This is a genomic window from Pseudomonas sp. WS 5079, from assembly GCF_012985465.1.
Taxonomy (GTDB): Bacteria; Pseudomonadota; Gammaproteobacteria; order Pseudomonadales; family Pseudomonadaceae; genus Aquipseudomonas.
The window spans coordinates 800,195-812,620 of record NZ_JAAQWN010000002.1; the positions used below are offsets into that span (position 1 = coordinate 800,195).

Annotated in this window: 14 protein-coding genes; 5 read left to right on the top strand and 9 right to left on the bottom strand. The window is 62.3% G+C overall.

Features of this window, described 5'->3' with window-relative positions; translation table 11 throughout:
- Positions 1–15 precede the first annotated feature (15 nt).
- From mrdA to HBO05_RS08230, 5 genes are all read right to left on the bottom strand, one after another.
- Entirely contained in the window at positions 16–1,911 is a 1,896-nt protein-coding gene (gene mrdA / locus HBO05_RS08210; RefSeq protein ID WP_169951222.1) for a penicillin-binding protein 2, read from the bottom strand.
- A 15-nt stretch (positions 1,912–1,926) separates the two neighbouring features.
- A complete protein-coding gene (gene rlmH, locus HBO05_RS08215; protein WP_029292262.1) occupies positions 1,927–2,394 on the bottom strand; it encodes a 23S rRNA (pseudouridine(1915)-N(3))-methyltransferase RlmH in 468 nt (155 codons plus the stop codon).
- A 9-nt stretch (positions 2,395–2,403) separates the two neighbouring features.
- On the bottom strand, positions 2,404–2,898 hold the full coding sequence (gene rsfS, locus HBO05_RS08220) for a ribosome silencing factor (protein ID WP_032861691.1): 495 nt from the start codon (positions 2,896–2,898) through the stop codon (positions 2,404–2,406).
- Between the two features lie 70 nt (positions 2,899–2,968).
- Entirely contained in the window at positions 2,969–3,613 is a 645-nt protein-coding gene (gene nadD, locus HBO05_RS08225; RefSeq protein WP_169866005.1) for a nicotinate-nucleotide adenylyltransferase, read from the bottom strand.
- A complete protein-coding gene (locus HBO05_RS08230) occupies positions 3,613–4,878 on the bottom strand; it encodes a glutamate-5-semialdehyde dehydrogenase (protein WP_170041672.1) in 1,266 nt (421 codons plus the stop codon). The genes nadD and HBO05_RS08230 overlap by 1 nt, the downstream gene beginning before the upstream one ends.
- Positions 4,879–5,055: 177 nt before the next feature.
- On the opposite strand from HBO05_RS08230, the gene HBO05_RS08235 reads away from it, so the two are divergent.
- Entirely contained in the window at positions 5,056–5,739 is a 684-nt protein-coding gene (locus HBO05_RS08235) for a DNA-3-methyladenine glycosylase (protein WP_170058469.1), read from the top strand.
- Between the two features lie 159 nt (positions 5,740–5,898).
- Positions 5,899–7,215: a bifunctional DedA family/phosphatase PAP2 family protein gene (locus HBO05_RS08240; RefSeq protein WP_169951229.1), complete on the top strand. Its 1,317-nt coding sequence runs from the start codon at positions 5,899–5,901 to the stop codon at positions 7,213–7,215.
- 1 nt (position 7,216) lies between these two features.
- Here the strand turns inward: HBO05_RS08240 and HBO05_RS08245 are convergent, their stop codons facing one another.
- From HBO05_RS08245 to HBO05_RS08260, 4 genes are all read right to left on the bottom strand, one after another.
- Positions 7,217–7,423 carry a hypothetical protein gene (locus HBO05_RS08245; protein WP_170041670.1) on the bottom strand — a complete coding sequence of 69 codons (207 nt, stop codon included), beginning with the start codon at positions 7,421–7,423 and terminating at the stop codon, positions 7,217–7,219.
- A 107-nt stretch (positions 7,424–7,530) separates the two neighbouring features.
- Positions 7,531–8,121 carry an LON peptidase substrate-binding domain-containing protein gene (locus HBO05_RS08250; protein WP_172312304.1) on the bottom strand — a complete coding sequence of 197 codons (591 nt, stop codon included), beginning with the start codon at positions 8,119–8,121 and terminating at the stop codon, positions 7,531–7,533.
- Between the two features lie 21 nt (positions 8,122–8,142).
- The gene (locus HBO05_RS08255) at positions 8,143–8,859 is read right to left on the bottom strand and encodes an LrgB family protein (protein ID WP_076964939.1); all 717 of its coding nucleotides are present in this window, start codon (positions 8,857–8,859) and stop codon (positions 8,143–8,145) included.
- Positions 8,856–9,218, bottom strand: coding sequence for a CidA/LrgA family protein (locus HBO05_RS08260; protein WP_057438999.1), 363 nt, complete (start codon positions 9,216–9,218; stop codon positions 8,856–8,858). The genes HBO05_RS08255 and HBO05_RS08260 overlap by 4 nt, the downstream gene beginning before the upstream one ends.
- A 206-nt stretch (positions 9,219–9,424) precedes the next feature.
- Between HBO05_RS08260 and HBO05_RS08265 the strand changes: the two genes are divergently transcribed.
- The 3 genes from HBO05_RS08265 (at position 9,425) to HBO05_RS08275 (ending at position 12,408) form a co-directional block, all read left to right on the top strand.
- Positions 9,425–9,880 (top strand): MaoC family dehydratase, encoded by a 456-nt coding sequence (locus HBO05_RS08265; RefSeq protein ID WP_169951243.1) that lies wholly within the window; start codon positions 9,425–9,427, stop codon positions 9,878–9,880.
- 138 nt (positions 9,881–10,018) lie between these two features.
- Positions 10,019–11,737 (top strand): C13 family peptidase, encoded by a 1,719-nt coding sequence (locus HBO05_RS08270; protein WP_169951246.1) that lies wholly within the window; start codon positions 10,019–10,021, stop codon positions 11,735–11,737.
- A 29-nt stretch (positions 11,738–11,766) separates the two neighbouring features.
- The gene (locus tag HBO05_RS08275) at positions 11,767–12,408 is read left to right on the top strand and encodes an oxidoreductase (RefSeq protein ID WP_172312306.1); all 642 of its coding nucleotides are present in this window, start codon (positions 11,767–11,769) and stop codon (positions 12,406–12,408) included.
- Positions 12,409–12,426 lie beyond the last annotated feature (18 nt).

The window sequence follows — 12,426 nt, forward strand, 5'->3', positions numbered from 1 at the left end:
AGAATGCGGTCGAAATTACTCTTCACGGGCCGTAGCCTCCGCGCTTGAAGGGTTGGCAAACTCAGGCCTGAGCTTGCCGTCCTGGTCCAGCAACCAGGCGTCCATGATCTGGCGCACCACCGGGGCGGCCACGCCGGAACCGGACTCGCCGTTCTCGACCATCACCGCCACGGTGATTTTCGGGTTGTCGGCCGGGGCAAAACCGACAAACAAGGCGTGGTCGCGATGGCGTTCCTGAACCTTGGAGCGGTCGTATTTCTCGCCCTGCTTGATCGCCACTACCTGGGCGGTACCGCTCTTGCCGGCGATCCGGTATTGCGCGCCAGCAGCGGCCTTGCGCGCAGTACCGCGCGCGCCGTGCATCACTTGCTGCATACCATGGTTGACCTTGGTCCAGTCGGAAGAATCACGCAGGACGATGTCCGGGATCGGGTTTTCATCCACCGGTTTTTCACCCTCGATAGTCTTGGCCAGGTGCGGGCGGATCCACTTGCCCTTGCTGGCGACCAGCGCCGTAGCCTGGGCCAGCTGCAAGGGCGTGGCCTGCATATAGCCCTGGCCGATCCCCAGGATCAGGGTTTCCCCCGGGAACCAGGCCTGGCGCCGGGTAGCGCGCTTCCACTCGCGGGAAGGCATCAAGCCTGGGGATTCTTCAAACATGTCCAGGGACACTTTCTGACCGAGGCCGAACTTGCCCATGTAGGTCGATAAACGATCGATTCCCAGCTTGTGGGCCAGGTCATAGAAGTAGGTGTCGTTGGATCGCATGATCGCCGTATCCAGGTCCACATAGCCGTCACCGGTGCGGTTCCAGTTACGGTACTTGTGATCGTAGTTGGGCAACATGTAGTAACCCGGGTCGAAAACCCGGCTGGAAGCAGTGACAACCCCCGCATCCAGGCCGGCAATCGCCACCGCCGGCTTGATGGTCGAGCCTGGCGGATACAGGCCGCGCAGCACCCGGTTGAACAACGGCCGGTCGATGGAATCACGCAGCTCGGCATAAGCCTTGAAGCTGATCCCGGTGACAAACAGGTTGGGGTCGAAACTCGGCTGGCTGACCATCGCCAGCACCTCGCCGGTGTTCGGATCCAGCGCCACCACCGCGCCACGACGGCCACCGAGGGCCATTTCCGCGGCCTCCTGCAGCTTGATATCCAGGCTCAGGACAATGTCTTTGCCGGGAATCGGGTCGGTGCGCTTGAGCACCCGCAGCACACGGCCACGGGCGTTGGTCTCGACCTCCTCGTAACCCACCTGGCCGTGCAGTTCCGGCTCGTAGAAACGCTCGATGCCGGTCTTGCCGATATGGTGGGTGCCGCTGTAATTGACCGGATCGAGGGTTTTCAGCTCTTTTTCGTTGATCCGCCCCATATAACCGACCGAGTGGGCAAAGTGCGCCCCTTGCGGGTAATGGCGCACCAGCTGCGCCACCACTTCCACCCCCGGCAGACGGAACTGGTTCACCGCGATCCTGGCGATCTGCTCTTCGGTCAGCTCAAACAGGATCGGCACCGGTTCAAACGGGCGCCGCCCCTGCTTCATGCGTTTCTCGAAGATCACCCGGTCTTCCGGCGTCAGTTGCAGCACCTCGACAATCACATCGAGGACCTGCTGCCAGTCACCGGAACGCTCGCGAGTCATGCTCAGGCTGAAACTGGGCCGGTTATCGGCGATCACCACGCCATTGCGGTCGAAAATCAGGCCACGGGTCGGCGGAATCGGCTGCACATGCACCCGGTTGTTTTCCGACAACGTGGAGTGATACTCGTACTGGATCACCTGTAGGTAATACAGGCGGGCGATCAACACACACATCAACGCCACCACCGCGATCGCGCCAAAGATCACGCGCGCGCGTACAAGACGTGCGTCTTTCTCGTGGTCCTTGATGCGGATCGGCTGGGTCATCAGGCAGGGCGCAGACTATTTGTGGTAAGGGTGCCCGGACAGGACTGTCCAGGCGCGATACAGCTGTTCACCAATCAGAATCCGCACCAGCGGATGGGGCAACGTCAGGGGCGACAGCGACCAGCGCTGATCGGCCCGCGCGCAGACTTCCGGCGCAAGCCCCTCGGGGCCGCCGACCATGAAGTTGACCGTGCGCGAATCCAGGCGCCAGCGATCCAGTTCCACCGCCAACTGCTCGGTGCTCCAGGGTTTGCCGTGCACCTCAAGGGTGACGATGCGCTCGTTGGCACCGACCTTGGCCAGCATCGCCTCGCCTTCCTGACGGATAAAGCGCGCCACATCGGCGTTCTTGCCCCGAGTGTTGAGGGGTATTTCCACCAGCTCCAGCGCCAATTCGGATGGCAGACGCTTGGCATATTCATGCCAGCCTTCTTCCACCCACTTGGGCATGCGTGAACCGACAGCAATCAGACGCAGGCGCACAGCCGTTCCTTATTCCTGGTCTTTGTTGAGCTTGTCGAAGTGCGCGTGACCGACTTCAGGGCTGTGGTGCTTGCCATCGGCGGCACGGCTCTGCTCGGCGCCTTTCCACAGGCGCTCCAGGTCGTAGAACTGGCGAGCGTTGCTGGTCATCATGTGGACGATCACGGTGTCCAGGTCAGCCAGCACCCAGTCGCTGTCGCCCTTGCCTTCTTCACCCAGTGGCTTGACGCCCTGGGCTTTGACGGCTTCGCGCACCTTGTCCAGCATCGCGCCGATCTGGCGGTTGGAGGTACCGGTGGCGATGATCATGAAGTCGGTGATGCTTTGCTTGTCGCGCACGTCCAGGACCTGGATGTCCTGGGCCTTCACGTCTTCCAGGGCGGCTACAGCCAGCGCTACCAGCGCTTCGCCTTCAGGAGCCGGGACCAGCAGGGCTTCTACCGGCAACGGTGCGCTCTTGAACGTGCCTTTGCGCTTAACTTTGCTTACGTCTTTGTTCGTCATATAAAACTCGTTTTGCTCATTAGTTCGGGCGCTTCAATACACGACTATTCGTGCCTTCAAGCGCGCCTTTTCAGTTCGACGCACGGTAAAGCCCGTGCGCATCGATGTAGGCCAGGACCGCGTCAGGCACCAGGAAACGTACCGACTTACCGCTGGCCAGCAGTTGACGGATCTGGGTGGCGGACACCGCAAGCGGGGTCTGCCAGACGAATGCAATATTCCCGCTCGGCCCGGTCAGGGCCTGTGGGTCACTTACCGACCGCGCTGCCAGCAGGTTGCGCAAGGCATCCGGCGGTTCGCTGTCGGCATCCGGGCGTTGCAAAACCAGGATGTGGCAATGCTGGAGCAACTCTTCCCAGCGATGCCAAGTGGGCAGTGCGCAAAATGCGTCCCAGCCCAAAAGCAGAAACAACTGGTCGTCGGCGGCCAACTCGGCCCGCGTCTGTTCCAGGGTGTCGATAGTGTAGGACGGTTTATCGCGCTTGAGCTCGCGGTCGTCCACCACCAGCGGGGCAATCCCGGCCACCGCGCACTGCACCATCGCCAGGCGCTCCTGCGCGCTGACCTGTGGCGTGTCCCGGTGCGGCGGCCGGGCATTGGGGATCAGCCGCAGCTCTTGCAGCCCGAGGGTATCCGCCACTTCCAGGGCACTGCGCAGATGGCCGATGTGCACGGGGTCGAAGGTACCGCCGAGCAGCCCGATGCGTTTACCCATCAAGTGCGCACATGACCGTCGCCAAAGACCACGTACTTCTCACTCGTCAGGCCTTCCAGGCCAACCGGGCCACGGGCATGCAGCTTATCAGTGGAAATCCCGATCTCCGCCCCCAGGCCGTACTCGAAGCCGTCGGCAAAACGCGTCGAGGCGTTGATCATTACCGAAGCGGAGTCCACTTCGGTGAGAAAACGCCGGGCATCGCTGAAATGCTCGGAAACAATGGCATCAGTATGCTTGGAGCCGTAGGTATTGATGTGCTCGATGGCCTGGTCCAGGTCATCGACGATACGAATCGACAGGATCGGCGCCGTGTATTCGGTGTACCAGTCCTGCTCGGTGGCTTCGATCACGTCGCTGCCCAGCAATGCCCGGGTACGCTCGCAACCCCGCAGTTCCACGCCCTTGTCACGGTAGATTGCAGCCAGCGGCGGCAACACGCGCTCGGCAATGCCGGCGTGGACCAACAGGGTTTCCATGGTGTTGCACGGCGCGTAGCGGTGGGTCTTGGCGTTATCGGCAATGCGGATCGCCTTGTCGAGATCGGCCGCCACGTCGATAAATACATGGCAGACGCCATCCAGGTGCTTGATAACTGGCACCTTGGCATCACGGCTGACACGTTCGATCAGGCTCTTGCCGCCGCGCGGCACGATCACGTCGACATATTCCGGCATGGTGATCAGCGCCCCGACGGCGGCGCGGTCGGTGGTTTCCACCACTTGCACCACTTCAGCCGGCAACTCGGCCACGGCCAGGCCTTGCTGGATACAGGCGGCGATGGCGCGGTTGGAATGGATGGCCTCGGAGCCGCCACGCAGGATGGTGGCGTTGCCGGACTTCAGGCACAGGCTCGCGGCGTCGATGGTCACGTTGGGACGCGACTCATAGATGATGCCGATCACGCCCAGGGGCACGCGCATCTTGCCGACCTGGATACCTGAGGGCAGGTAGCGCATATCGCGGATTTCACCGATGGGGTCAGGCAGCTTGGCTACCTGGCGCAGGCCTTCGATCATGTCGTCGATACGTGCTGGCGTCAGCGCCAGGCGATCCAGCAATGCCGGCTCCAGACCATTGGCCCGGCCGTTGGCCAGGTCCACCTCGTTGGCGGCGGTCAGCTCGGAGCGCGCGGCATCCAGAGCGTCGGCGGCGGCCAGCAGGGCACGGTTCTTCTGCGCGGTGCTCGCACGGGCGATCAACCGCGAGGCCTGACGGGCAGCGCGACCCAGGCGGGTCATGTAGTCAAGAACGGACTCAGTCATGGTCTGGTGGGGTCTTGGCAAAGAGGAAAGCGGCAGATTATAGCTGTCGCGCCGTCCTACGGACAGCGGTGAGGGGCGGATGGTCGAAATGAACTGTAAAAACTCGACGTTCAGCGGTGATTAAGGCTGAAGTTGATATCATCCTGTCACATTTGGCCTGTGCAACCGTCCATCGTCATGTCCAATTCCCCCCCCAAGATCCCCGCCAACCCCCTGCCTGATGGCTTTTTCGACCGCGACGCACAAACGCTCGCGAAAGATTTGCTGGGCAAAGTCATCCGCCATCGGGTCGGCGATTTGTGGCTGTCGGCGCGAATTATTGAAACCGAAGCCTATTACCTGGCCGAAAAAGGCAGTCATGCGTCCTTAGGCTACACAGAAAAGCGTAAGGCTTTGTTTCTGGATGGCGGCCACATCTATATGTACTACGCCCGCGGCGGCGACTCCCTGAACTTCAGCGCGCAGGGGCCGGGCAACGCTGTGCTGATCAAGTCGGCTTACCCCTGGGTAGATGACGTTTCGGGACCTGCCAGCCTGGCGCAAATGCTCCTCAACAACCCCGACGCCAACGGCCGCCCGCGCCCGGCCCACAAGCTCTGCGCCGGACAAACCCTGCTGTGCAAGGCCCTGGATTTGAAGGTGCCGATGTGGGACGCCAAGCGCTTCGACCAGGAGCAGCTATACGTCGAAGATGTGGGCGTGGCGCCCGCGCAAATTATCCAGACCACCCGCCTGGGCATTCCCGGTGGGCGGGATGAACACTTGATGTATCGCTTCGTCGATGCAGGCTTCGCGCCCTATTGCACACGGAACCCGTTGCGACGCGGTCAGGTCGAAGGCCGCGATTACGTTTTGATTTGAAATATGCCCTGCAGGAATGGGCTTATGTGGGAGCGGGCTTGCTCGCGATAGCATCACCTCGGTCTGTCAGTCATACCGAGTCGCCTGCATCGCGAGCAAGCCCGCTCCCACACAAGCTCGCTCCTACAGAGGGACATCACCACTGATGGAGAAGATTGTATGGGCCCATGGCTCGATGGCATTACTGGCTGGCTGACCCTTAACCCGCAATGGCTGGCCGCGGCGGTGTTTATCGTCGCCTTTGTGGAATGCCTGGCCATCGCCGGGATTATCGTGCCAGGCACGGTGTTGCTGTTCGCCATTGCCGCACTGGCCGGCAGCGGCGCGCTGTCCCTGGGTGAAACCCTGCTGCTGGGCCTGCTTGGTGGGCTCTTGGGCGACGGGATTTCCTACTACCTGGGCCGGCATTTCCACCAGAATATCCGGCGCCTGCCTGGCCTGCGCCATCATCCCGAGTGGATGGACGGGGCCGAGGCTTACTTTCAGAAGTACGGCATCGTCAGCTTGCTGGTAGGACGTTTCATTGGGCCATTGCGGCCGATGCTGCCCATGGTCGCCGGGATGTGCGACATGCCCTTCCCGCGCTTTGCCGCCGTCAGCGTGCTGGCCGCCACCGGTTGGTCAATAGCCTATCTGCTGCCTGGCTGGGCCGCCGGTGCGGCGTTTCGGTTGCCGCTGCCCGAAGGGTTCTGGCCCGAAGCCGGGGTGGTCGCCGCCTGCCTGGCCGTATTGTTCGGCATCGCCCTCAACAGCACCCTGCGCGGCCACCGCCGGGCCACGCTGTGGATGGGCTGCGCCAGCCTGGCATTGTTGATCGCGATGTTTATCGGCTACCCGTACCTGAACCATTTTGACCAAGGCTTGATGGCCCTGGTCCAGGAACACCGCAGCCCGGCCATGGACCGGGCCATGGTGATGATCACCCAGTTGGGTGAGTTCAAGAAGATGTTCGTCGCCAGCGCGGTGCTGACCGGCCTGCTGTTGCTGGCACGCCAATGGCGCCAGGGGATTTTCGTCGGCGCCACCCTGCTCGGGGCCGCACTGATCAATACCGGGAGCAAGCTGTTCTTTGCCCGCGGCCGGCCAGAAATCCTCGTCGACCCGCTGACCAGCTTCAGCATGCCCAGCGGCCACGCCTCCGGCTCGTTTGCGTTCTTCCTCGCGTTGGCAGTGCTGGCCGGTCGCGGCCAACCGACCCGCATGCGCCTGGCCTGGCTGCTGCTGGGCGCCATTCCGGCCGCTGCCATTGCCCTGTCGCGGGTGTACCTGGGGGCCCACTGGCCGAGCGATATTCTCGCCGGCACCTTGCTGGCCATGACGGTCTGCGCCTTCAGCCTGACCTTGAGCCAGCGCCACAGCCTGCTACCGGCCATGGCGCCAAAGGTGTGGTGGTTGATCGTGCCGGGATGCGTGGCGGTCCTGGGGTTCTTTGCCCTGACCGGCACCTCCCACGCCTTGCTGCGCTACGCTTATTGAGCTACGCCGGGGTCATCCAATCCACGGGAGCGTAACGCCGCTCGGCGCAGCGCTCCCGGCGCTCCAGCAACATTTCATCGACAATTTGCGCAGCGCGCTCGGCAATGTACTCCGGGCCACGCTCGCCTGCCTGCTGAATCACTTGTGCGGTCACACTGACGAAAAAAGCGTCCCAGACCAATTGCTCCGATGGCGACAATCGAATCATGTTCATTCCCTGATAGTGGTGGCTGAGGCTCCACTATTTCAGGCGATGGGCTCGCGGCACCGCTGAAAAATCCCAAGCTGGCGCGGATAAATCCGAGCCTGCCAGGCTCACGGGAACAGCTCGCCCTGCAACTCATCCAGCAGCAATTGAATGGCGTCCAAGCGTTGCTGGGGGTCGTCGAGTTGCAGCAACTCGATCTTGTCGGAATCGGTAAACGGCAACAGGTAGGCCAGGCGGTGGCTCAACTCCTGTTGGCCTTGCGCATCGGCGCCCATGTCCAGCGAAGCGACCATCGGGTGTTGCGCCAGGGCCTCAAGCAGGGCCAACAGATCGGCATCTTCTTCGTCCAGCGCTCGTTCAGGCTGCTCTTGCAGCCACTCGACATCGGCCACCAACAACTGATCGCGCTGCACCTGGGCCTCGCGCACGCGAAACCTGCGCCCACCCTCGACCCGAATCCCCAGCAAACCGTTGTCCTGCTGCTTGAAATCACGAATCAGGGCTTCGCAGCCAATCACCGCATAGCCGTCCGGGGCCAGGCCGACTTCCTGGCCATCGAGGATGCACACCACGCCAAAGCCTTCGTCCTTTTTCATGCAGCGGCTGATCATATCCAGGTAGCGCGCCTCGAACAGCTGCAGGTCGAGGGTGCAGCCCGGGAACAGCACGGTATTGAGAGGGAACAGTGCCAGACTCATAAAGCGTTCCTTAAACCCGACTTAGATCACTAAAGACACGGCCAATGGCAGGAACACCGCCGTGGCCACGCCCATCAGACTCATCGCCAATGCCGCAAAGGCACCGCACTCCTCGCTCTCCTGCAACGCCACCGAAGTGCCGACCGCGTGGGCGGTCATGCCCAGGGCCATGCCCCGTGCCTCCGGGCTATGCACCCCCAGGCGCGACAAAAAGGCCGGGCCGATCATCGCACCGATCACCCCGGTGATCAGCACGAACACCGCTGCCAGTGCCGCGACGCCGCCGATCTGCTCGGCCACCAGCATGGCGATCGGCGAGGTCACCGACTTGGGCGCCATGGTCATCAGCACCATGTGTTCGGCACCAAACCACCAACCCAGCCATACACACAGGCCAGTGGCAAACACGCCCCCCACCACCAGCGTAGTAAAAATCGGCCAGAACAACTGGCGAATCCGTCGCAGGTTCAGATACAACGGCACCGCCAGCGCCACGGTGGCCGGGCCCAGCAGGATGCTCATGATTTCGGTGCTTTTGCGGTACTCGACATAGGTCAGGCCACACCCCAGCAGCACGCCGATCACCAGCAACATCGAGACCAGCACCGGCTGCAGGAAAATCCAGCGGGTTTTCTCGAACCCCGCCAACACCAGTTGATAGGCGCCCAGGGTGATTCCGATGCCAAATAACGGATGGTGGATGACCGCCGCCCACGCGCCCTGCCAATCGAAGGTCATTGCCCCTCCTCCCGCTGTGCCTGGCGCTTGACCAGTTTTTGCATGAGCACGCCGACAAACGCCATGGCGATCACCAGCGACAACACCAGCGCACCGACGATGGCCCAGAAGTCGGCAGCAATGTCCTTGGCATACACCATCACCCCCACCGCCGGCGGCACCAGCAGCAATGGCAGGTAACGCAACAGGCTGCCGGCCGCGAGGCTCAGCGGTTCACCGACCTCGCCGCGCCACACCAGGTACGCCAGCAGCAACAGCAAGCCGACAATCGGCCCCGGCAAGACCGGCAGGAACAAGTGATTGATCGCCGTGCCGAGCAATTGAAACAACACCAACCATGTAAGACCGCGTAACAACATCCGCCTTCTCCCCAAAAGCCCCCGGGCATTATAAGCATGCCGCCCCTATGAACTGGCATTCGCCAAAAGCATGGTGGGTTGACCGGGCCATTTGCCCATGATGATCTACATTGGTTCTCTGCAATCTACCTAAAACAACAACACCCCTGCCGGCACCCGCGTGCCCGCGCCGCCAGGGAGAGATCGATGAACCAAGGAGAGTCGCAATGCCCTTCGTACCTGTAGCGCAGCTCAATGATTATGTCGGCAAGGAACTGGGACGTTCCGCATGGCTCACCATCGACCAGGAGCGTATCAACCTGTTCGCGGAGGCGACCGGCGATTTTCAGTTCATCCACGTCGACCCGGTAAAAGCCGCCCAGACCCCGTTCGGCAGCACCATCGCCCATGGCTTCCTGTCGCTGTCGCTGATCCCCAAATTGATCGAAGACATCCTGATCATGCCCGAGGGCTTGAAGATGGCGGTCAACTACGGCCTGGACAGCGTGCGCTTTATCCAGCCGGTCAAGGTCAACTCCAAGGTCCGCCTGGCGGTGACCCTCACCGACGCCACCGAGAAAAAGCCCGGCCAGTGGCTGCTCAAGGCCACCTGCACCCTGGAAATCGACGGCCAGGAAAAACCGGCCTACATCGCCGAGTCGTTGTCACTGTGCTTCGTCTGATGCACCCGTAGGAGCCGGCTTGCCGGCGATAGCGCCAGCAGGCGCGCCATCGCCGACAAGTCCTAATTCACACATAGACCACTAGGTATAGCTTCGCCCGCTGCGGCATACTCGGCGCTCAATTATCCGGATCCCGCTATGCGCCCAATCGTCCCCCTTGCTCTCGCCTTGTTGCTCACCGCTTGCGGCGACGGCGAATCCCTGTTGCCGCCCGATGCCCGGCTGCCGGACGGCGGGCGTTATCGCGGAGATGTGGTCGATGGGCTGCTGCAAGGCCAGGGCCGGGTGGATTACCCCAATGGCAGTTGGTACGCCGGGCAATTCGACAAGGGCCAGTGGCACGGCCAGGGCGAATGGCATGGCAGCAATGGCGAGGTCTATAAAGGCCAGTTCCAGCAAGGCCTGTTCGATGGCCAAGGCACCTTGACCACAGCGGCCAACACCTACGTCGGCGGTTTTAAGCAAGGCCGGCGCAACGGCGAAGGCACCCTCAAAGAGGGGCAGATGACCTATCGCGGCGAATTCAAGGACGACCAGTATTCCGGCCTCGGCCGCCTGGAGCTGGCAGACGGCAGCCAATACCAGGGCCTATTCGCCCACGGCAAACCCAACGGCGAAGGCCAGCGCAACGACGACAGCGGCAACCAGTTCAGCGGGCGCTTCGTCGACGGCCAGCTGGAAGGCAACGGCACCTTCAATAGCGCCGAAGGCGACATGTACATCGGCCACTTCAAACAGAACCAGCTCAACGGCAAGGGCCGCTACGAAAACGCCGACGGCGACGTGTGGACCGGCGAATTCCGCGAAGGCGCCCTGAGTGGCAAAGGCGAACTGACCGGCGTGGATGGCAGCCATTACATCGGGCACTTCAGTGACTGGCGCTTTACCGGTCAAGGGCGCTTGAACCTCAGTGATGGCAGCTTCTATATCGGCGGTTTCGACAACGACAGCTATCACGGCCAGGGCACCCTGGTGCTCACCGATGGCACGGTGCAGGCCGGGACCTGGGCCAACGGCCTGCGCGTGCGCGATGCCGACGGCAAGCTGTTGCCCGATGCCCTGGAAGTCGGAGTCCTGGCCCAGGGCCACTTGCTCGACGACGCCCTCGCGGCCGTGCCAGCGTCCACCCCGGCCGTCGAGCTCTACAGCCTGGTGGTGGCTGGCGACGGCAAGCAAAGCGTATTCCTGCGCGAGGCCGATTATGTCAGTAACCTGCTGGCCAGCCGCTTCGGCGCGCGCGGGCAGATCCGCCTGGTCAACCACCGCGACCATATCGCCGACCGCCCGATGGCGACCCGCGAAAGCCTGCGCCGCGCCGTGCAGACCCTGGCCGAGCGCACCGGCCCCGAAGACCTGGTGTTTATCTACCTGACCAGCCACGGCACCCATGAACACCAACTGGTGCTCGACCAACCCCGCATGGAGCTGGCCGACCTGCCAAGCGACGAACTGGCTGCGGTGATGGCACCATTGAAAAACCGCGACAAGGTCATCGTGATTTCCGCGTGTTACTCCGGTGGTTTCATCCCGGCGCTCAAGGATGAGCACACCCTGATCATGACCGCCTCCCGCGCCGATCGCGTGTCGTTCGGTTGCTCCGAAGAGGCCAATTTCACCTACTTCGGCGACGCCTTGTTTGCCCAGGCCCTGACCCAGACCGACGACTTGCAGCACGCCTTCAAGCTGGCGCAACGGCATGTGACCGAGCGCGAAATGGCTGACAACTTCGAAGCCTCCGAACCACAGATCTGGGCGCCCAAGGGCGTGATCGCGCGTTGGCAATTATTGCGTAAACAGCAGGCACGAAAGGCGCTGGAAAGCGTCTCTATCAATAGCAAGGAAGCAAAGAGCAACTAAGCTGAAACTGTATCAAGGGGGGAAACACCATGTACTTGACGCCTCAGCATATATTGCTTGCCGGAGCCTCGGGCTTGACCGGGGAACATCTGCTGGACCGCCTGCTCAACGAGCCCACCGTCACCCGCGTACTGGCGCCCAGCCGCCGCCCGCTGGCAGAACACCCGCACCTGGAAAACCCGGTCGGCGACCCCAGCGTATTGCTGCCACAACTGAGCGGCCGGGTCGACCTGGCCTTCTGCTGCCTGGGCACCACCCTCAAGCAGGCTGGCTCCGAACAGGCTTTTCGCGCGATTGACCTGGACCTGGTCGTGGCATTCGGCAAGCGCGCCCGGGACATGGGCGCACGGCACCTGATCGTAATCAGCGCCATAGGCGCCGACCCAAAATCCTCGGTGTTCTATAACCGGGTCAAGGGCGAGATGGAGCAGGCCCTGCAGGCCCAGGGCTGGCCACAACTGACCATCGTGAGGCCTTCGCTGCTACTGGGCGAACGCCTGGAGACACGCCTGGCGGAGAAACTTGCGGGGCCGTTGTCGCGGTTGATTCCCGGCAAGTATCGCGGCATCGAAGTGTGCGAACTGGCCCGGGCCATGTGGCGCCTGGCGCTGGAAGAGCAGGATGGGGTGCGGATTGTCGAGTCGGATGAGTTGCGTAAGCTCGGCAAGTGAATCTGCGCTGACCGGGCG